Genomic DNA, 20,485 nt, shown 5'->3' with positions numbered 1-20,485 from the left:
GTCTTCAGGCGTCTCCACGCGTCTCCAGGCGCAGGCGTCCAGGCGTCTCCCTAGGTCACGGGTGACTCCGTAGGCCCGGCGCGCGACCTCGTCCCCGTGGTGGGGCCCGGACTCCGGTCCGGCCCGCCGCGGGGGCGAGGCGCGTGTGCCGTACGCCGGGAGTGCGGAGCGTGAGCGGCGCGCGCGGCCGGGGGCTTCCGCGACCGGTTCACCCCTCGGTCAGGTGTGCGTCAACTCCCGGTAAAAGGTGCTTAGTTGAGCGCTATAACGGTTCCCGGGAGAGGCGTAAAGACCCTCGGGCCAGGAAATCATCACTTCGGGTGATTCCTTGGCCTAGGGTTGCGGCCAACAACCCACGGTTGCCACGCTGTTGCTGTCTGTCAACCTGATGGGAGTGGCCAGTGACTTTCGGTGAGCAGCCGGCGTATCTCCGCGTCGCGGGTGACCTCCGCAAGAAGATCGTCGACGGCTCGCTGCCTCCGCACACGCGCCTTCCCTCGCAGGCCAGGATCCGCGAGGAGTACGGCGTGTCGGACACGGTCGCTCTCGAAGCCCGCAAGGTCCTGATGGCCGAGGGCCTGGTCGAGGGCCGCTCCGGCTCGGGCACGTACGTGCGCGAGCGCCCCGTCCCGCGCCGGATCTCGCGTACGGGGTTCCGGGGGCCCGGCGCCTCCTCGCCCTTCCGTCAGGAGCAGGCCGCCGACGGCACGCGCGGCACCTGGGAGTCCCGCAGCGAGCAGACGGAGGCGAGCGGCGCGGTCGCCGAGCGGCTCGGCATCCGCCCGGGCGACCGCGTGATGTGCACGAAGTACGTCTTCAGGGACGGCGGCGAGGCGATGATGCTCTCCACCTCCTGGGAGCCGCTCGCCGTCACCGGCCGGACTCCCGTGATGCTCCCCGAGGAGGGCCCCCTCGGCGGCTGCGGAGTCGTGGACCGCATGGCCGCGATCGACGTCATCGTGGACAACGTGGCGGAGGAGGTCGGCGCCCGCCCCGGCCTCGCCGACGAACTCCTCGCGCTCGGCGGCGTCCCCGGGCATGTGGTCCTCGTCATCCAGCGCACGTACTACGCCTCGGGGCGCCCCGTGGAGACGGCCGACATCGTCGTCCCGGCCGACCGGTACCGGGTCGCCTACCGCCTGCCGGTGCGCTGAGTGGCCCGTGCCCGCGCGCTTGGCGGGGGTGCTGGAATCTGGCCGTTCTGCCCGCCGTCACGGCTGGACGCGTGAGTGGTGGCGGGGCCCCTGGCGGTGTCGGCGGGGCGCGTGAGGGGCGGGGGCGCTCACGCTCGTGCGCGGTGCGTCAACAGGGCGTAAAGGAGGGGGAGTTCGGGCTCGTCACCGTTGCCCCGCGGTGGCTCAAGGGGGCGTGTCCATCTGGGTGCGCCCCCTTCTCGCTGGCCGATTGCGTATCTCTTTGTGCAAAGTCGTATCCGCTGCGTAAAGGTCGGGCGTAAGCTCGGGCATATGCGGATTGCGGTTTCCTTACTGATCGAGGCGCGTGCGCCGGGGGCGGGGAGCGGAGGGACGGCATGAACGACGGAACGGTCATACTTCCCTGGCTCGTGATACGGCAGGACGACAACGGCAACCGCTACCGCGTCGGCAGGTACGCGACCAAGGCCGAGGCCCAGAAGATCGCCGACAGCCTCGACGACCGCGGACACAAGCAGCTCTACTGGGTCGAGAGGCTGAAGCAGAACGGCGGACGCTGAGGCCGCGCTTGGGCCGGTGACGGGGGTGACCGCGGGGGCGGGGGCGGCGGCGTAGGCTCCGGCGCATGACTGAGCGGATCGTGGTGGTGGCCGCCGCGCTGTACGACGACGAGGGGCGGCTGCTCGCCGCGCGCCGCAGCGCGCCGCCCGAGCTGGCCGGGCGCTGGGAGCTGCCGGGCGGGAAGGTCGAGCCCGGCGAGCGGGACGAGGACGCGCTGGTGCGCGAGCTGAAGGAGGAACTCGGCGTCGACGTCGAGCTGGGCGCTCGGGTGCCGGGGGAGTTCCCGCTGGGGCGGGGGTATGTGATGCGGGTGTGGCGGGCCCGGATCGTGGCGGGGGAGGCACGCGGGCTTCAGGAGCACGATGCCCTGCGGTGGCTTGAGCGGGGGGATGTGTGGGGTGTGGACTGGCTGCCGGGGGATGTCCCGGTGGTCCGGGCCCTTCTGGGTTAGGGGCTCCTTCTTGCCCACCCGCCCGCCCGTTGCTTGGGGGTGCTTCGCCGTGGGTGGCCCTGTGCGTGGTGCGTGAGGTGGCTGGTTCTCTGCGGTGGGCGTGTGAGGGCGTGAGGCGGCCTCGGAGAAGGCGACTTGTACGCCGTTCGTGCCACTGTGCCACCGTGCACGCGGTACTTCTCCCGGGATATCGGGTATGTGCCCATTAACCCCATGAAACCGGACACTGGTCCGCCGCCGGGCTTGGAAGTGATCGGCGTGATCGACACCGAAGGCGACTGCGCCGAGTGGGACTTTCCCGCGGACCCGGGAGCGGTCAGGACGGCCCGCGCCGCCGTGCGTAAACAGCTGGGCGCCTGGGGCCTCGCCCCCTTGGGTGATGTCGCGGTGCTGCTGGTCAGCGAGCTGGTGACCAACTCCCTGCGGTACGCGTCGGGCCCCATCGGCGTGCGCCTCGTACGCCCCGCGGGCCCCCTCGGCACCCTCCTCGTCGAGGTCTCCGACCCCGTCCCCGACCCGCCGCGCGAGCGCACCGCCGCCCCCGATGACGAGGGCGGACGCGGCATCCAGCTGGTCGCGCGGTCGTCCCGGCGCTGGGGTACACGCCCGGGACGGACGGGGACGGCGGGGAAGACGGTGTGGTTCGAGCTGGCGCTGCCCGGTTAGAAGACAGTCAGCGTCGGTACGTACAAATGCGCGGGCCGGGCGCAAGGCGGACACGGGCCAAAACGAGTTGAGTCCGTGCCGTGATCGTGAACGGCGTGTGGGACGACCCCATAGTGCTGGATACTGCGGGCAGCCACACCCGGTGACCGGTGCCGGACGCGGTGAGCTGGAGGGGACGGTTCGCGTGAGCGAGATACCAGCGAAGGCGACGGGTTCGACGCGGCCGACGGCGGGGGTGGGCCAACCGGCCCCGGCGGAGCCGACGGGAGCCACGCAGCCCCGAGCGGGCGGCGGCACGTCACGTGCCACCGCAGGTGGCGCCGTGGACCACGGCCCGGGGACCGGCGCGGGCCGCGCCGCGCCCGCCGCCGCGGACGGCCGCGCCCACCGCGCCGCGGCCCGCGCCGACGGCGGCGCCGAGGGCGGTGCGGGCGACGACCCGGGCGAGGGAGCCGGAGAGGACATCGAGCGCGCAGCACGTCCGAGTGACAGCGGTGGCGTAGGACGGGACGCGTCCGGAACGGTAGGCCCCGGGGGGGCGGGTGGCGTATCCGGTGGTTCCAGTGGCGTCGACGCGCGTCGCCCCCGAGCGGTCGGCGCGCCCCCGCGCGCCGAAGAGCTTCCGCGCGCCGAAGGGGCACCGCGACGGCGCGCGGAAGAGCCGCCGCGCCCCCGCGCCGAGGGGGCATCCCGCCCCGGCGCGGAGGAACCGTCCCGCCCTCATGCCGAGGGGGCACCCCGCTCCCCTGCCGAAGGGTCCTGGCGCCCGCGCGCCGAAGAAGCTTCCCGGGCCGCGGAGCCGCCCCACGCCGAGGGGGCACCCCGCCCCCGCGCCGAAGAGCCGCCCCGCCCCCGCGCCGAGGGGGCACCCCACGCCGAGGAGCCCACGCGCACCGAAGCGCCGCCGCGCACTCAGGAACCCTCACGCACCGAACTCCCGCAGCGCGGCCAGGAACCCCCGCGCGCCCAGGAACCCCCGCGCACCGAACTCCCGCAGCGCGCCCAGGAACCCCCACGCGCCCAGGAACCCCCGCGTACCGAACTCCCGCAGCGCGCCCAGGAACCCCCGCGCACCGAACCCCCGCAACGCACCCAGGAACCCCCACGCACCCAGGAACCCCCGAGCCCCCAGGAACCCCCGCCCCCGCGCGCCGACAAGCCCCCCCACCCCGAAGGCCCCCCGCGTGCCCCGCGTGCCCCGCACGCCCCGCACGCCCCAACCCCCCCGCCCGACGACGTCACCTGGCAGAGCAGCCCCCCGGGGTCCCTCTACGACTACATCAAGGTCGCGTCGTTCTCGATCGGCCCGGACGGGCTGGTCGACCAGTGGAGCGGTCGTGCCGAGCGGCTGTTCGGGGTGGCCGCGCGGGACGCCGTCGGCAAGGACCCGATCGACGCGTTCGTCCCCGCGGCGCTGCGCCCGCGCGGCCACCGCAAGATGGCCGAGATCCTCGACGGGCGGGAGTGGACCGGCTCCGTCCCGTTCCGTCTGCCCCCGGCCGACGGCGGCCTCAGGGACGGCTACGGCGACCTGGCCGACGCCTCGGTCACCGGCGTCCGCGAGGGCGTCGCCGAGGTCTACGTCATGCCCGCGCGGACGAAGGACGGCGACCGGTCGGCGGTGTGCATCGTCGTCGACGTCCGCGCGCTGCGGCAGGTCGAGACCGACCTCGCCGCCTCCCAGGCCGTCTTCGGCCAGTCCCCCTTCGGCTTCCTGCTGTTCGGCACCGACCTGAAGGTGCAGCGCGCCAACCGCCGCGTCGCCGCCGTCTTCGGCGGCGCCGTCGAGGATCACCGCGGCCGCACCGTCCACGACTACCTGCCGCGCCACGAGGCCGACCGCATGCAGGCCGCGCTGCGCCGCGTCCTGGAGACCGGCGAGGCCGTCGTCGACATGCAGATCGTCGGGCCCGTACCCGGCGGCGGCGAGCGCCGCCACTGGTCGGTCAACCTCTACCGCGTGCACAGCGGCTCCGGCCGCCCCATCGGCGTCGCGGGCCTCGGCAACGACGTCACCAGCCGCCACGCCGCCGCCCGCGAGGCCGCCCACGCCCGCCGCAACCTCGCCCTGCTCAACGACGCCGGGACCCGCATCGGCAACTCCCTCGACCTGGAGACCACCGCCCGCGAACTGCTCGACGTCGCCGTCCCCGGCTTCTGCGACCTCGCCTCCGTCGACCTCTACCAGGGCCTCCTCGACGGCGACGAGACCGCCCACGTGCGCGCCAGCCTCGCCGACGGCAGCGCCGAACTGCGCCGCGTCGCCTTCGCGAGCGCCGTGTCCGACGCGCCGTTCCCCGACGGCACCGGCCCCGTCGAGGTCGGCTCCGTGCACCGCTTCGCCTTCACCTCGCCCTGCGCCGACGCCCTGCGCACCGCCCGGCCCAAGCTGATCGCCGCCGACGACGGCAGCGGGCCCGCGCGCCGCCTCACCAGCGGGCTGATCCAGTCGACGCTCGCCGTGCCGATGGTGGCGCACGACACCGTGGTCGGCCTCGCCCAGTTCGCCCGCGCGAAGGGCAGCGAGCCCTTCGGCGAACGCGACCGGTCCCTCGCCGTGGAGCTGGCCGCGCGCGCCGCCGTCTGCATCGACAACGCCCGCCTCTACCGCCGCGAGCACGAGCGCGCCCTGATACTGCAACGGTCCCTGCTCCCGCCCGGCGACCCGGAGGCCGCGGGGCTCGACATCGCCTGTCGCTATCTGCCGGGCAACACCGCGACCGAGGTCGGCGGCGACTGGTTCGACGTCATCGAACTGCCGGGCCACCGCACCGCCCTCGTCGTCGGCGACGTCATGGGCCGCGGCCTGCGCGCCGCCGTCGCCATGGGCGAGCTGCGCTCCGCCGTGCGCACCCTCGCGCTGCTCGACCTGGAGCCCGCCGAGGTGCTCTCCGCGCTCGACGAGATCGCGGGCGGCCTCGGCAACCCCGCGGGCCCGCGGCACACCTCCCGCTCCGCCCGCGCCTCCTCGGCCCGGCGCGCCGCGCCCGACGCCGACGACCTCGCCGAGGTCTACCTGGCGACGTGCGTGTACGCCGTGTACGACGCCGTCACCCGCCGCGTCACCTTCGCCAACGCGGGCCATCTGCCGCCCGTCCTGGTCGAGCCCGGCGAGTCCGCGCTGATGCTCGACGTGCCGCCCGGCATGCCCCTCGGCGTCGGCGGCGAGCCCTTCGAGGAGGTCGAGGTGGACCTGCCCGAGGGCGCCCTGCTCGCCCTCTACACCGACGGCCTCGTCGAGTCCCGCGACCACGCCCTCGACGAGGGCCTGAACGCGTTCGTCGGCGCGCTCACCGACCCCGCGGACGCCCTTGAGGACATCTGCGACCACGTGCTCAACACCCTCGACACCCACCACGGCGAGGACGACATCGCGCTGCTCCTGGCCCGCGTCCAGGGCCTGCCCGCCGAGCACGTCGGCGACTGGACGCTGCCGCGCGAGCCGCAGTCCGTGGGCCGCGCCCGCGAGCTGGCCTGCGCCCGCCTGCGCGAGTGGGACCTGGAGGCGCTCGTCGACACCGCCGAGCTGCTCGTCAGCGAACTCGTCACCAACGCCCTGCGGTACGGCGAGGGCGAGATCCGGCTGCGCCTGCTGCTCGACCGGACGCTGGTCTGCGAGGTCTGGGACACCGGGCTCGTCCAGCCGCGCCGCCGCCGCGCCCGCGACACCGACGAGGGCGGCCGCGGCCTCCAACTCGTCGACCTGCTCAGCGAGTCCTGGGGCTCACGCCGCACGCCCCGCGGCAAGACGGTCTGGTTCGAACTGGCCCTGCCGGACGGCGACGCACCCCGCATGGACACGGCGGAGGCACTGATGAGCCTGTTCTGAGTACGGGGGTCCGGTGCGGGGTCGCGTACGGGGGCGGGGGCGGGGGCGGGGCCAAGCAGTACGCATCGGGGCTGTCCCCGGGGGCCCTGGCGGGCCGTCACGTCGTCGCCTTGAGCGCGGCGAGCCGCGCCGCCACCTCCGCCGCGTCCCCCAGCCGCTCGCCCAGCTCGAACTCCGCCAGGAGCGCCGGGCCTTCGGGTCCGTCCGCCCGCCGCACCGCCTCCGCGAACCGCGCCACCTCGTCACCCGTGCCCCCGGCGCCGGGCTCCGGCGCCACGCTGTCGCGCGCGTGGGCCACCCACCGGTCCCGGTGCGACTGGAGGTCCGTGAGCCGGATCTTGAGCGAGTCGAGGGCGTCCCCCAGCCGGTCGGCGACGGCGGTCTGCGCGGCGATCACCGCCGCCATGCCGTCGGCGGCCCGCTCGGCCCGCACCTGCCGCACCAGGGCGGCCCTCGCGAGCCCGTCGAGCCGGTCGGCCTCCTCGGTGCGGCCCGCGCCCCGCAGCGCGTCCGCCCTGCCGCTGGCGGCGCGTGCCTGGGCGGCCCACGCGGCGGCCGCGCGCTGGTCCTCCGCGTGGTCCTCGCCGAGGAACCGCAGCTCGGTGCGGGCGGCGGCGACGGCCTGCTCCGCTTCGAGCACGGTCCCGGCGCACTCCGCCACCAGCGCCGCGAGGGCCTTGCCCGGATCCTCGGCCGGGTCGAGCAGCGCGTGGAGGTCGGCCCCGGCCAGGCGCGTCACCCGCCCCAGGATCGTCTGCTTGGTCATCCCTGCGCTCCCTGCGCTCCCTGAGTGCCCCGCACTCCGTACGCTCCCTGTGTGCCCCGCGCTCCCCGGCGCCCGAACTCCCCGAGCCGCGCGCGGGTCCGCGGCCCGCCGAACGCTGCGGGCACACCGCCCTCGACGAGGATCCCACCCAGCACGGCACCGCCCACACCGCTTTCCGGCACTCCGTCCGCCGACGGATTGCCGTACGCGCGTACGTCCCGCTCGGCGAGCGCCCGCGCCCGGCGGCCGGACTCCGCGGCCCGCCGGGCCCCGTCGAGCGCCGCGCCCAGCCGCGCCCGGCCACCGCCGCCGGGCGCCCGCGACCCGGCCGCGTCCGCCTCCGCGTGCCGCTGCTCCGCCTCGCGCAGCCACCGCCCCGCCTCCGCGAGCCGAGTGCGCGCCGCGCAGCCCACCGCGCCCCGGTGCGTGGCGACGCGGTCGTCGGCCGCCGCGACGTCGCCGCGGGCGATCAGCAGCGCCTGGTCGAGCAGCGCACGGGCCCGGCCGTCCGCCTCGTCCCCCGCGCCCGCCTCCGCCAGTGCCTCGGCCAGCGCCGCGTGGGCCTCCACCAGGCGTCGCAGCGCGCCGACCGGGTCGTACGACTCCGTGTCCCGCTCCCGCCGCACCTCCGCCACGACGTGCTCCACCCGCTCGACCCGTTCGACCCGCTCCGCCCGCGCCCCACCGGCTCCGCCCGCCCCGCGCGCGTCGGCGGCGTCGGCCTCGGCCGCCTCCAGCGCCCCGGGCAGCCGCCAGTCGGCCGCGCCGACCTCCCAGGCGAACCGCAGCACACCGTCGACGAGCCTGCCCGCCTGGCCCACCGCGCCCTCGGCCGCGCGCAGATGGACGGCGGCCCTGCCGGGGTCGGCGGTGTCGAGGGCCTGGCGGGCCTGGTTCAGCCGGGTCGTGGCGAACACCAGCCGGTCCTTGGCCTGCTCCACGTCGCCGAGGACCGCGTCGGACGCCGCGGGCGCGTACCGCGAGCGCAGCTCCTTGAGCATGCCGTCCGCCTCCAGGGCGCGGGCGTTGACCTGCCGGAACACCCGTTCCGCGCGCTCCACCGCGTCCGGCGCCCGCTGTTCGAGCGCGCGCAGCTCGTCCCAGGCCGCCGCCTCGGCGTCCAGGAGGCGGCCCGCCCGGGAGCAGTGGGCGGTGATCTCGTCGAGCAGCCGCCGCCGCGTCCCGTCGTCGCCGCGGAACCCGTCCAGCCGCTGCCGCAGCGCGAAGGCCGCCGCCACCTCCTCGCGCGCGGCGGCCACCGCGGCCACGGCGGCCACGGCGTCTCCGGACCCGCTCGGCGCCCGCTCGCCCTCCGTACCGGACGCGGCGGTCACGAACGCCACCTCCTCGGCGCTGGTGCGCACCGCGTCATCGGTCGCGACCAGCAGCCGCCGCGCCTCCGCGTCCAGGTCCGCCAACGGCACCCGAGGGGCACCCGTGCCGCCCGGAGTCGTCCGCGTGGTGAAGCGCCGCCTGCGGCGCACGGCGGCCACGGCCGCGAACGCCGCAGCGGCGCCCACCGCGACGACCGGCAGCGCCAGGTCACCCGCGACGCCGTCGTCCTGGGCCCGGGTGACGGGGGCGGTGGCCCCGCCCGGAGCGGCGTGCGCCGTCGGCGTGCCTCCCGGGAGCCAGCACCCGAGGAGCAGCGCGGCGGCCACGGCCCGCGCGGCGGTGCGCGACGGGCGCGACGGGGACGTCGGCGTCACACCTGGCAGCGTAGGCGGGCCCCCGGGGCCTCGCGACCGGGGCCGGACCCCCACCTCGTACGGTGTACGGCACACGGGGAGCAGAAGGGGGCGCGGGGTGGACGGGATCTGGGCGGGCGTGCGCGAACGGGTGCTCGCGGTGCGGGACGCGCCGCACTGGCGGGAGGTCTTCGGCGCCGACTGGCTGGGCACGCACGGCCATGGCTTCCGCCTGGAGCCGGTGCTCACGGAGGCCGAGGTGGCGGCCGTCGAACGGCGGCTGGGCGCGGAGCTGCCCGCCGAGTACCGGGCGTTCCTGCGCCAGGTCGGCGCGGGCGGCGCGGGCCCCGACTACGGCCTCTTCCCGCGGCGCCCGCCCGCGCCGGACGCCGAGCCCGGCCAGGCGGGGCCCCCGTTCCGCCCGGAGGCCACCGCGGAGCTGGACGCCCACGAGGCGCGGGAGCCCCGCGCGGCCGACTACGACGACGGGGACGGCGGGGACGGCGGGGACGCCCTGCGCCGCGCCTACGCCGCCTGGGAGCGCCGCCGCGATCAGCTCGAAGCCGCCCTCACCGAAGGGACCCTCTACCTGGGCGAGCGGGGCTGCGCCTACTCCAACCTGCTGGTCGTGACGGGCCCGGAGCGCGGCACCGTGTGGGAGGACGTGCGGGCCGTCGGCGAGGGGTGCGGCCCCTGCGGCGCCGGGGCCGGGACCGGGTCACCTTCGCCGAGTGGTACCTCGGCTGGCTGGAGCACGCGGAGCGGACGGCCGCCGAGGGGCGGCGCGGCTACGGCACGTAGCGCACCTCGGGGAAGCGCGCCGACGGGCCGTCCAGGAGGCGGCCGTCCCGGTCGCGCAGCCAGCGGTCGAAGAACGCGGTGACATAGGCGCGCTGGGCGGCGACCGCGCGCTCCGGGTCGACGGTGCCGATGTTCTTCTCGACGACGTCGTGGGGGCGGCCCGCCTGGGGCAGGACGGATGCCAGGTCCGTGTACGTCTGGTGGCGGGAGCCGCGGAGGGTGAAGTCCCGCTTCCAGCCCGGCGTGCGGGACCAGAAGGCGCCCCAGGAGGGCTCGGTGGTGTGGTCGCTGCCGTCGCGGCCCATCAGGAGCAGCGGGCGGTCCACGCCGTGCTCGGCGACCGGGGTGAGGTGGGTGCCGTTGGGCTCGCCGTTCAGTTCCAGCGTGCCGTCCAGGTCCACGGCGGCCTTGACGCGCCGGTCCTCGTACATCGTCTCGGCGGCGGCGACACCGCCCGCGGACTGCCCGACCATGCCGACGCGCCCGCGGTCGACCACCCGGGACAGGCCGCCCGGCAGGTCGCCGAGCCGGTCCAGGACGAACCGGTCGTCGGCGACCCGGACCTCCAGGACCTTCTTCAGGAGCCGGGACAGCGCCTCGTCGCCGTCCACCCCGGCCAGGGCGTCCCGCAGCGGCTTGTCGTCCCTGACGGTCCCGTCGGGGAACTGCACGCCCGGCGCCTCGTAGGTGTGGTCCACGGTGACGACGACGTAGCCGCGGCTCGCCAGCTCCTCCACCAGCGACGTGCCCCAGGTACGGGGGTCGCCCGCGCCCGCCGAGTACAGCAGCACCGGCAACCGGCCGCCGCGGGCGTCCACCGGGGCCCCCTGGCGGGCGTGGGAGCGCATGCCCGCCCAGTCGACGGCGCCCTGGGGGATCCCGTGCGGGGCCGCCGCGTCCCAGCGCTCGGCGGCGCCCGCCGCCATGTACGGCGCGGTCCGGGCGCCGCCCGCCTTCCGGGCCGGGTACCAGACGCTCACCATCAGCTCCCGGTACGGCTGCGAGGTGACCCACGGGTCGTGCCGGGAGCGGTCGACGAGGCGGGTCGAGAGGGTGCCGACGGGGTGCGGGCCGGTGGGGGCGGGCAGCTCGGGGCGGACGGCCGCCGTCGGCGCCTTCAGGGCGGCGGAAGCGGCGGAAGCAGAGGGCACGGCGGTGGCGTGCGGTGCGGCGGCCGGAGCGGCGCCCGCGGTGCCCAGTGTGACGGCGGCGGCGAGCCCGAGGCCCAGCAGGGTCCGGCGGTGGCGCGGAGCGCGCGCGGCGTGACGATCCATGCCTCCATGCTGGTCCCGCGCGGCACCCCGAACCATGGGGGCCACCAGCAGAATCCCGCCTGGGGGATTACCCCCAGGCCCTCAGGCCCCCCGGGTCCCGCCCGGTCGCCCCGGCGACCCCGCTACCGCCCCCGCCGCCGGATCCGGTTCCCCAGCCACACCAGCGGGTCGTACTTGCGGTCCACCGTCCGCTCCTTCAGCGGGATCAGCGCGTTGTCCGTGATGCGGATGCCCTCGGGGCACACCTCCGTGCAGCACTTGGTGATGTTGCAGTAGCCGAGGCCGTGCTCGTCCTGGGCGGTGGTCTTGCGGTCCAGGCCCGCGTCCGCCGCCGCGTCCAGCGGGTGCATGTCCAGCTCGGCGACCCGCATCAGGAAGCGCGGCCCCGCGAACGCCGCCTTGTTCTCCTCGTGGTCCCGCACCACATGGCAGGTGTCCTGGCACAGGAAGCACTCGATGCACTTGCGGAACTCCTGGGAGCGGTCCACGTCCTCCTGCGTCATGCGGTACTCGCCGGGCGCCACCCCGGGCGGCGGCACGAAGGCGGGCACCTCCCGCGCCTTGGCGTAGTTGAAGCCGACGTCCGTCACCAGGTCGCGGACGACGGGGAAGGCCCGCAGCGGCGTCACGGTGATCGTCTCGTCCCGGGCGAACACCGACATGCGGGTCATGCACATCAGCCGGGGCCGCCCGTTGATCTCCGCCGAGCAGGAACCGCACTTGCCCGCCTTGCAGTTCCAGCGCACCGCGAGGTCCGGGGCCTGCGTCGCCTGGAGGCGGTGGACGATGTCGAGGACCACCTCGCCGTCGTTGACCTCGACGGTGAAGTCCTCAAGGCCGCCGCCGTCGACGTCCCCCCGCCAGACCTTGAATCGCGCGTCGTACGAACTCACTCGTAGAGCTCCTCTTCGGCGAGGTACTTGACCAGCTCCTCCTTGTCGAACAGGGCGAGCAGGTCGGGACGGATGGGGTCGGTGGTGACCCGGGTCAGGGCGATCTGGCCGCGGGCGGGATCCTCCGCGTTCGCCGCCGTGGGGTCGGCCAGGCGGCACAGCAGGTTCACGGGGCGCCAGGCGCGGTTCATCCCCGGGTGGTCCTCGCGGGTGTGGCCGCCGCGGCTCTCCGTGCGCTCCAGGGCGGCGCGCGCCACGCACTCGCTGACCAGGAGCATGTTCCGCAGGTCCAGCGCCAGGTGCCAGCCCGGGTTGAACTGGCGGTGGCCCTCCACCCCGGCCCGGCGCGCCCGCGCCCGCAGCCGCCCCAGCCGGTGCAGGGCGTCCGCCATCTCGCCCTCGCGGCGGATGATGCCGACCAGGTCGTTCATGGTCTGCTGGAGCTCCTGGTGCAGGGCGTACGGGTTCTCGGGGGCGGCGCCCGCCTCGGGGTCCTCGGCGCTGAACGGCCGCAGCGCCTCCGCCGCCGCCGCGTCCACCTGCGCGTCGTCCACCGGGGGCCGGGCGGCGAGGTCGGCCGCGTACCGGGCCGCGTACAGACCGGCGCGCCGCCCGAAGACCAGCAGGTCGGACAGGGAGTTGCCGCCGAGCCGGTTGGAGCCGTGCATGCCGCCCGCGACCTCGCCCGCGGCGAAGAGCCCGGGCACGCCCTGGGCCGCCGCCGTGTCCGAGTCGACGGCGACGCCGCCCATCACGTAGTGGCAGGTCGGCCCGACCTCCATCGCCTCGGCGGTGATGTCGACGTCCGCCAGCTCCTTGAACTGGTGGTACATGGACGGCAGTCGGCGCTTGATGACCTCGGCGGGCATCCGCGTCGACACGTCGAGGAAGACCCCGCCGTGCGGGGAGCCGCGGCCCGCCTTCACCTCGGCGTTGATGGCCCGGGCCACCTCGTCGCGGGGCAGGAGTTCGGGCGGGCGGCGGTTGTGGTCCGGGTCGTCGTACCAGCGGTCGCCCTCGTCCTCCGACTCCGCGTACTTCTCCTTGAAGACGTCCGGGATGTAGTCGAACATGAACCGCTTGCCGTCGGAATTGCGCAGCACGCCGCCGTCGCCGCGGACCGACTCGGTGACGAGGATGCCTTTCACCGAGGGCGGCCACACCATGCCCGTCGGATGGAACTGCACGAACTCCATGTTCAGCAGCGGCGCGCCCGCGAGCAGCGCCAGCGCGTGCCCGTCGCCCGTGTACTCCCACGAGTTCGACGTCACCTTGAAGGACTTGCCGATGCCGCCGGTGGCGAGGACCACGCTCGGCGCCTCGACGACGAAGAAGCGGCCGCTCTCCCGCTCGTAGCAGAAGGCGCCGCTCACCCGCTCGCCGTCCTTCAGCACACGGGTGACCGTGCACTCCTGGAAGACCTTCAACCGGGCCTCGTAGTCCCCGAATTCGCGCCTGTCCTCCTGCTGGAGGGCGACGACCTTCTGCTGGAGGGTGCGGATCAGTTCGAGGCCGGTGCGGTCGCCGACGTGGGCGAGCCGGGGGTACTCGTGCCCGCCGAAGTTCCGCTGCGAGATGCGGCCGTCCTTCGTGCGGTCGAAGAGGGCGCCCCAGGTCTCCAGTTCCCACACGCGGTCGGGCGCCTCGCGCGCGTGGAGTTCCGCCATGCGCCACTGGTTGAGGAACTTGCCGCCGCGCATCGTGTCGCGGAAGTGCACCTGCCAGTTGTCACCGGAGTTCACATTGCCCATGGCCGCCGCGATGCCGCCCTCGGCCATCACCGTGTGGGCCTTGCCGAACAGCGACTTGCAGATCACCGCCGTACGGGCGCCCTGCTCACGGGCCTCGATCGCGGCCCTGAGGCCCGCGCCGCCCGCGCCCACCACGACGACGTCCCACTGCTGGCGCTCCACTTGAGACATCAGAACAACCTCGGATCGTCGAAGGCCCCGGACGCGATGAGATACACGTAGAAGTCGGCCAGCGCCACGCTGATCAGCGAGGCCCAGGCGAGCAGCATGTGGCGGCCGTTGAGCCAGCCCACCCACCGCCACATCCGGTAGCGCACCGGGTGCTTGGAGAAGTGCTTGAGCTTTCCGCCGACGACATGCCGACAGGAGTGGCAGGACAGCGTGTACGCCCAGATCAGCGCGATGTTCACCAGGAACACCAGCGTGCCGAGGCCCATGTGGCCCCAGTCGTAGTGCTCGTCGCGGAAGGCGAGCACGGTGTCGTACGTGAGGATGCCCGCGACCGGCACGGCGGCGTAGAAGAAGTAGCGGTGGACGTTCTGCAGGATCAGCGGGAAACGCGTCTCACCGGTGTACGAGGCGTGCGGCTCGGCCACCGCGCAGGCGGGCGGGGACGCCCAGAACCCCCGGTAGTACGCCTTGCGGTAGTAGTAGCAGGTGAGGCGGAAGCCGAGCGGGAAGATCAGGATGAGCAGCGCCGGGGAGAGGCCCCACCAGCTGCCGAAGACCTCCCAGTTGGGGCCGTCGCGCATCGGCGCGCAGTTGTCCGCGAGGCAGGGGGAGTAGAACGGCGAGACGTAGGGCGCCTCGTAGTAGTCGGCGTTGTCGAATGCCCGCCAGGTCGAGTACACGACGAACGCGAGCAGTCCCGCGGCGGTCGCGGCGGGCTGCAGCCACCAGCGGTCGGTGCGCAGATGGGCAGCGGCGATCGCGGCGCGCGTGCCGTGCCGTACGCCGCCGGGGGCCGTGCCCTTCTTCAGATGGGGTTCGGTGCCAGTGGCCAACGAGGCTCCACTCCTTCGTCGACGAGCGGGCGGGGCGGACTGGGGCGGGGGGCGGGGTGGGAGCAGGGCGGTGCGGCTAGGGGGCGCGGCGGTGCTGGGCGCCGAGGCCCTCGTCGTCGCTGTCCGTCCACAGGGAGCTGTCGTACGGGGTGTCCGGGACGGGCACCATCGGGGGCTGCTCCCGGGGCTTCGGGGGTGCGGGGGTGCGGGGGCGGGGCGGGCGCCGTTGCCGCGCGCAGCAGGGCGACGCTGTCGCGGAGGTGGTCGGTGTCCATGCGGACCCGGCGGAAGTCGACCCCCGACAGCTGCGCGTCGGCTCGGCGCGCGACCTGGTCCACCGTGCGGACCAGGTCGTCCACGCAGCGCTGAATGGCCGTCAGATCATCGTGCAGAGCCATGACTTGCCCTCACTTCACGGGTGCGGTGGCAACGTTCACGCAATCGCTCATGCGCCTGCGAGTGTCGCGCGTCACATCCGGCTTGGGAAGGGATCTGCCGGGATTCCAGCCCATCGGGGCGCCCGCCTCCGGCGTGGGCGCCCGGCGCCGCCGCAGCGGCGCCTCCCGCGCCCCGCCCCCGGGCGCCGGACGTGCTCGGGCGGCCCGGCGTCGGACGGGCTCGGGCGGCCCGGCGTCGGACGGGCTCGGGCGGCCCGGCGTTGGGCCGCACGGGTGGTGTGGGCGGGGGATGCCGCCGTGTCGGCGGGGCGTGCCACGCCCCGTCGCCTTCAGTGGGGTGATATCGGCGATACATGTGATCAACTCCATATTTGCCCCGGAGGTACCCGTCATGCCCCACGACCGCGCCAGGCCGCGACCGGTCCGCCCGGCGGCCACGGTCCGATCCGCCGTGTTCCTCGTCGCCGGAGTGCTCGCGCTGCCCGCCCTCGCGGGCTGCGGCGCGCCCGACGAGGCGGCCAGGGCGACCGCCGGGCAGGACGTCGCGCCCGCCGCCCGCGACCTCGTGGCCGACGGCGGCACCCTGAAGTGGGCGGTGGATGCGCTTCCGGAGACCTTCAACACCTTCCAGTCGGACGCCGACGCCGCCACCTCCCGCGTCGTGGGCGCCGTCCTGCCGTCGATGTACCGGCTCGACGCGCAGGGCAGGGTCGAGGCCGACGCCGACTTCCTGGAGTCGGCGAAGGTCGTCGAGCGCGAGCCGAAGCAGGTCGTCCTGTACAAGCTGAACCAGCAGGCGGTGTGGAGCGACGGCCGCGAGATCGGCGCCGACGACTTCGCCGCCCAGTGGCGGGCGCTGTCCGGCAAGGACAGCGCGTACTGGACGGCCCGCAACGCGGGCTACGACCGCATCGAGAAGATCGAGCGCGGCGCGAACAACCTGGAGGTCCGGGTCACCTTCGCCAAGCCCTACGCCGACTGGCGCGCGCTGTTCTCGCCGCTGTACCCGAAGGACGTCATGGGCACCCCCGACTCCTTCAACGACGGCGCCCGCGCCAGGCTCAAGGTCACCGCGGGCCCCTTCGCCCTGAAGGACGTCGACCGCGACGCGGGCGAGATCCGGCTGAAGCGCAACCCCCGCTGGTGGGGCAGCCCCGCCAAGCTCGACCAGCTGGTCCTGCGCGAGGTGCCGCGGGACCGCAGGGCCGCCGCGCTCGCCGCGGGCAAGGTCGACCTGGCGGAGGTCGACGCCGCCGACGCGGGCCGCATCGCCCTCGCTGGCCGCGACAAGGCCGCCGGGGGCCCCTCGCGCACGGCCCCGGCGCCCGGCTCACGCCCGCGGCCGCCCTGCGCTCCTGGGCCGTCGCCAACGGCTCCGACGAGGAGGCCGCCGAGGCCGAGCAGCAGGCCCGGGAGAAGACCCGGAAGGCCGTCGAGCGCTACCGCGGCGAACAGCGGGGCCTCGGCGGCTATGTCGTCCGCAAGTCCCTCGAACCCGCCTACACCCAGCTCGCCCTCAACGGCTCCGAGGGCCCCCTCGCCGACGACCGCGTGCGCCGCGCCGTCGCCCGCGCCCTGGACCGCGCCGAGCTGGCCGAAACGGTTCTGAAGCCCCTCGGCCTGCCCGCCAAGCCCGTCGGCAGCCATCTGGCGCTGGCCGGGCAGGCGGCGTACGAGGACAACAGCGGCGCCCTCGGCGACCAGGACGCCGAGGAGGCGCGGGCGCTGCTCGCCGACGCGGGCTGGACGCCCGGCGGTCCCGTCGACGCCGACCAGGAGAAGAAGGACAAGAAGGAGAGGGACAAGAAGAAGGAGAAGGACAGGGAGGAGAAAGAGGGCCTGGCCGGGGGCGGGGCCGACACCGACGAGGCGGCCGACGACGGCACGTACATCGTCGGCGAGGACGACCAGAAGCCCGCGGACGACCAGAAGCCCGCGGACGACCAGAAGCCCGCGGACGACCAGAAGCCCGCGGACGACCAGAAGCCCGGTGACAGCGGCACCTCCGTGCTCGCCCCCGCCCCGGCCGCCGCGTACCAGCGGGCCGTGCTCCTGCACCAGGCCGACGCGCTCGGCGCGCGCCGCGAGGCCGACAAGGAGAAGCGCAAGGACCCCGGCGGCCACGCCAAGGAGCACGCCCGCGGCGGCGCGCCCGGCGCGTACGCCCCGAAGGGCACCGCCGCCCCCAAGGGCCCCGCTAAGGAGGGCCCCGCCAAGAAGAACGGCCCCGCCTCCGGACCCCTCGCCAAGGACGGCAAGGCCCTCACCCTCCGCTTCGTGCTGCCCTCCGGCGACGGCTCCGAGGCGCTGCGCACCGTGGCCGACCGGATCTCGCGGATGCTGGACCGCATCGGTGTCCGCACGGAGATCGCGAAGGTCGCCGACGAGAGCTACTTCAAGGACCACATCGCGTCCGGCCAGTACGACCTGGCCCTGTACTCCTGGCCCGCGTCCGCCTTCCCGGCCACCGACGCCCGCCCGATCTACGCCAAGCCGGTCCCGGCCGCCGACGGCTCCCTGAACGTCGAGCAGAACTACACGCGCGTCGGCACCGACCACATCGACCAGCTCTTCGACCAGGCCCTCGCCGAGCTGGACGAGGGCGAGAACCAGTCCCTGGTGAAGCAGGCCGACGCCCGCATCTGGGCCGCCGCGGGCTCCATCCCGCTCTACCAGCGCCCCCAGCTCGTGGCGGCCCGCGCCAACCTCGCCAACGCGGGCGCCTTCGGCTTCCAGACCCCGCAGTACGAGGACATCGGCTATCTGAAGCCGGGGGCGAAGCCGTCGGCTCCGGCACGCTGAGCTGCGCGGATCACGGCCTTCGGCCTGGTTCGTCCTCAAGCGCCGGACGGGCTGGATCTCCCCCGTCAGGCCGCTTCCAGCGGTGGCACGTAGGATGGGGTATGGCCGTGGCGTGTCCTGCCCGGCAGGGCGCGCGTACCGCAAAAGGAAAGGTACGCGCAGCCGTCCACTCATCCCGGGAGAAGCGCAGCTCGCATGCCCACGCGCCACGACATCCGCAACGTCGCCATCGTCGCCCACGTCGACCACGGCAAGACGACCATCGTCGACGCCATGCTCAAGCAGGCCGGTGCCTTCGCCGCGCACCAGCTCGACTCCGTCGACGACCGCATGATGGACTCGAACGACCTGGAGCGTGAGAAGGGCATCACGATCCTGGCGAAGAACACCGCCGTCAAGTACCACCCCAAGGACGGCGGCGACCCGATCACGATCAACATCATCGACACCCCCGGCCACGCCGACTTCGGCGGCGAGGTCGAGCGCGGCCTGTCGATGGTGGACGCGGTCGTCCTCCTGGTCGACGCCTCCGAGGGCCCGCTGCCGCAGACCCGCTTCGTGCTGCGCAAGGCCCTCCAGCAGCGGCTGCCCGTCATCCTGTGCATCAACAAGACGGACCGCCCCGACTCGCGCATCGACGAGGTCGTCAACGAGACCTACGACCTCTTCCTCGACCTGGACGCCGACGAGGACCAGATCGAGTTCCCGATCGTCTACGCCTGCGGCCGCGACGGCATCGCCTCGCTGACCAAGCCGGAGGACGGCACGGTCCCGCAGGACAGCGACAGCCTGGAGCCGTTCTTCTCCACGCTCCTGGAGCACGTCCCGGCGCCGGAGTACGACGAGGGCGCCCCGCTCCAGGCCCACGTGACGAACCTGGACGCGGACAACTTCCTCGGCCGCATCGCGCTGCTCCGCGTCGAGCAGGGCGAGCTGAAGAAGGGCCAGACCGTCGCCTGGATCAAGCGCGACGGCACCATCGCCAACGTCCGCATCGCCGAGCTGATGATGACCGAGGCGCTCACCCGCAAGCCCGCCGAGAAGGCCGGTCCCGGCGACATCTGCGCCGTCGCGGGCATCCCCGACATCATGATCGGCGAGACCCTCGCGGACCCGGAGAACCCGGTCGCGCTCCCGCTGATCACGGTCGACGAGCCCGCGATCTCCATGACCATCGGTACGAACACCTCGCCGCTGGTCGGCCGCGGCGGCACCGGCAAGGGCGCCGACGCGAAGGCCGCCGTGAAGGACCGCAAGGTCACCGCCCGCCAGGTCAAGGACCGCCTCGACCGCGAGCTGATCGGCAACGTCTCGCTGCGCGTCCTGGACACCGAGCGCCCCGACGCCTGGGAGGTCCAGGGCCGCGGTGAGCTGGCCCTGGCGATCCTCGTGGAGACCATGCGCCGCGAGGGCTACGAGATGACGGTCGGCAAGCCCCAGGTCGTCACCAAGGAGGTCGACGGCAAGACGTACGAGCCCGTCGAGCGCATGACGATCGACGTGCCCGAGGAGCACATGGGCGCCGTCACGCAGCTCATGGGCGTCCGCAAGGGCCGCATGGACAACATGTCGAACCACGGCTCCGGCTGGGTGCGCATGGAGTTCGTCGTTCCGTCCCGCGGCCTCATCGGCTTCCGTACGGAGTTCCTGACCAACACCCGCGGCACGGGCATCGCGCACTCCATCCACGAGGGCCACGAGCCCTGGTTCGGCACCCTGACGACCCGCAACAACGGCTCGCTCGTCGCCGACCGCTCCGGTGCCGTCACCGCGTTCGCGATGACGAACCTCCAGGAGCGCGGCGTGCTCTTCGTGGAGCCGGGCACCGAGGTGTACGAGGGCATGATCGTCGGCGAGAACTCCCGCTCCGACGACATGGACGTCAACATCACCAAGGAGAAGAAGCTCACGAACATGCGGTCCTCGACCGCTGACGTGGCCGAGTCCATCGTCCCGCCGCGCAAGCTCTCCCTGGAGCAGTCCCTGGAGTTCTGCCGGGACGACGAGTGCGTCGAGGTCACCCCGGAGGCGGTTCGCATCCGCAAGGTGAACCTGGACCAGCGCGAGCGCGCCCGCGCCGCGTCGCGCGCCAAGCACGGATAGCCGCCGCCCGCTGTCTTCTCGCTGCGGCCTCGTCGTGGCAGGTCGCGCAGTTCCCCGCGCCCCTTCGGGGCGCTGAGGCCGGTTTCCCCCACACAGGTTCCGTGTGGGGAAACCGGCCTCCGGCGCATCCGGGACCGGTAGCGTGGCGCGCGACACCCGCCCCACGGGACGTCCAGCACCCCTCGGCAACCGGTTTTTGGCTCGGATCTGTCCGCTATACGGACAGCTCTGACCGTTAGATGGGTAACACGTCCGTTTCGCAACCATCTATCTCGGATCGGTTTGTCCGGATTTTGGAAGTTGTACGGACCAGGTGTGATTGAACCGAGACCAAAAGGGTGTGG

Annotated in this window: 15 protein-coding genes and 1 pseudogene; 8 read left to right on the top strand and 8 right to left on the bottom strand. The window is 74.2% G+C overall.

The features are described from left to right. Positions 1 to 401 precede the first annotated feature (401 nt). The 4 genes from ACOBQU_RS13680 (at position 402) to ACOBQU_RS13665 (ending at position 2,832) form a co-directional block, all read left to right on the top strand. Positions 402 to 1,154 (top strand): GntR family transcriptional regulator, encoded by a 753-nt coding sequence (locus tag ACOBQU_RS13680; protein WP_423626997.1) that lies wholly within the window; start codon positions 402 to 404, stop codon positions 1,152 to 1,154. A 377-nt stretch (positions 1,155 to 1,531) separates the two neighbouring features. Then, positions 1,532 to 1,714: an SPOR domain-containing protein gene (locus ACOBQU_RS13675; protein WP_423626995.1), complete on the top strand. Its 183-nt coding sequence runs from the start codon at positions 1,532 to 1,534 to the stop codon at positions 1,712 to 1,714. A gap of 65 nt (positions 1,715 to 1,779) precedes the next feature. Next, positions 1,780 to 2,166, top strand: coding sequence for a (deoxy)nucleoside triphosphate pyrophosphohydrolase (locus ACOBQU_RS13670; RefSeq protein ID WP_423626993.1), 387 nt, complete (start codon positions 1,780 to 1,782; stop codon positions 2,164 to 2,166). A gap of 213 nt (positions 2,167 to 2,379) precedes the next feature. Further along, entirely contained in the window at positions 2,380 to 2,832 is a 453-nt protein-coding gene (locus tag ACOBQU_RS13665; protein ID WP_423626991.1) for an ATP-binding protein, read from the top strand. A 298-nt stretch (positions 2,833 to 3,130) separates the two neighbouring features. On the opposite strand, the gene ACOBQU_RS13660 is transcribed toward ACOBQU_RS13665, so the two are convergent. Next, positions 3,131 to 3,556, bottom strand: a complete 426-nt coding sequence (locus ACOBQU_RS13660) for a hypothetical protein (RefSeq protein ID WP_423635021.1) — start codon at positions 3,554 to 3,556, stop codon at positions 3,131 to 3,133. A 198-nt stretch (positions 3,557 to 3,754) separates the two neighbouring features. Beyond that, positions 3,755 to 3,919 (bottom strand): hypothetical protein, encoded by a 165-nt coding sequence (locus ACOBQU_RS13655; protein ID WP_423635019.1) that lies wholly within the window; start codon positions 3,917 to 3,919, stop codon positions 3,755 to 3,757. A 192-nt stretch (positions 3,920 to 4,111) separates the two neighbouring features. Here ACOBQU_RS13655 and ACOBQU_RS13650 point away from each other — a divergent pair, with 192 nt between their 5' ends. After that, on the top strand, positions 4,112 to 6,661 hold the full coding sequence (locus ACOBQU_RS13650) for a SpoIIE family protein phosphatase (protein ID WP_423634450.1): 2,550 nt from the start codon (positions 4,112 to 4,114) through the stop codon (positions 6,659 to 6,661). Between the two features lie 97 nt (positions 6,662 to 6,758). Here ACOBQU_RS13650 and ACOBQU_RS13645 read toward each other — a convergent pair whose 3' ends face one another. Both ACOBQU_RS13645 and ACOBQU_RS13640 read right to left on the bottom strand, forming a co-directional pair. After that, the gene (locus tag ACOBQU_RS13645) at positions 6,759 to 7,427 is read right to left on the bottom strand and encodes a PspA/IM30 family protein (RefSeq protein ID WP_423626989.1); all 669 of its coding nucleotides are present in this window, start codon (positions 7,425 to 7,427) and stop codon (positions 6,759 to 6,761) included. Continuing rightward, positions 7,424 to 9,136: a TPM domain-containing protein gene (locus ACOBQU_RS13640; protein ID WP_423626987.1), complete on the bottom strand. Its 1,713-nt coding sequence runs from the start codon at positions 9,134 to 9,136 to the stop codon at positions 7,424 to 7,426. The genes ACOBQU_RS13645 and ACOBQU_RS13640 overlap by 4 nt, the downstream gene beginning before the upstream one ends. Before the next feature lie 97 nt (positions 9,137 to 9,233). On the opposite strand from ACOBQU_RS13640, the gene ACOBQU_RS13635 reads away from it, so the two are divergent. Next, the gene (locus tag ACOBQU_RS13635) at positions 9,234 to 9,998 is read left to right on the top strand and encodes an SMI1/KNR4 family protein (RefSeq protein ID WP_423626985.1); all 765 of its coding nucleotides are present in this window, start codon (positions 9,234 to 9,236) and stop codon (positions 9,996 to 9,998) included. Here ACOBQU_RS13635 and ACOBQU_RS13630 read toward each other — a convergent pair. From ACOBQU_RS13630 to ACOBQU_RS13615, 4 genes are all read right to left on the bottom strand, one after another. After that, a complete protein-coding gene (locus ACOBQU_RS13630; RefSeq protein ID WP_423626983.1) occupies positions 9,904 to 11,190 on the bottom strand; it encodes an alpha/beta hydrolase family protein in 1,287 nt (428 codons plus the stop codon). The two genes, ACOBQU_RS13635 and ACOBQU_RS13630, sit on opposite strands and share 95 nt — an antisense overlap. A 122-nt stretch (positions 11,191 to 11,312) precedes the next feature. Further along, complete coding sequence (locus ACOBQU_RS13625; RefSeq protein WP_423626981.1) at positions 11,313 to 12,083, bottom strand: succinate dehydrogenase/fumarate reductase iron-sulfur subunit; 771 nt, start codon at positions 12,081 to 12,083, stop codon at positions 11,313 to 11,315. Next, a complete protein-coding gene (locus tag ACOBQU_RS13620) occupies positions 12,080 to 14,005 on the bottom strand; it encodes a fumarate reductase/succinate dehydrogenase flavoprotein subunit (protein WP_423626979.1) in 1,926 nt (641 codons plus the stop codon). Before ACOBQU_RS13620 ends, ACOBQU_RS13625 begins: the two co-directional genes overlap by 4 nt. After that, positions 14,005 to 14,838, bottom strand: a complete 834-nt coding sequence (locus ACOBQU_RS13615) for a hypothetical protein (RefSeq protein ID WP_423626977.1) — start codon at positions 14,836 to 14,838, stop codon at positions 14,005 to 14,007. The genes ACOBQU_RS13620 and ACOBQU_RS13615 overlap by 1 nt, the downstream gene beginning before the upstream one ends. A gap of 842 nt (positions 14,839 to 15,680) precedes the next feature. Here ACOBQU_RS13615 and ACOBQU_RS13610 point away from each other — a divergent pair. Then, positions 15,681 to 18,038, top strand: a pseudogene (locus ACOBQU_RS13610) (ABC transporter family substrate-binding protein); the annotation flags it as partial. 195 nt (positions 18,039 to 18,233) lie between these two features. Further along, complete coding sequence (gene typA / locus ACOBQU_RS13605) at positions 18,234 to 20,141, top strand: translational GTPase TypA (RefSeq protein WP_423626975.1); 1,908 nt, start codon at positions 18,234 to 18,236, stop codon at positions 20,139 to 20,141. The last annotated feature ends 344 nt before the right edge of the window (positions 20,142 to 20,485 follow it).

The sequence above is a fragment of the Streptomyces sp. G45 genome (genome assembly GCF_049542095.1).
Lineage (GTDB): Bacteria > Actinomycetota > Actinomycetes > Streptomycetales > Streptomycetaceae > Streptomyces.
This window is presented reverse-complemented; position numbering and strand designations above follow the sequence as displayed.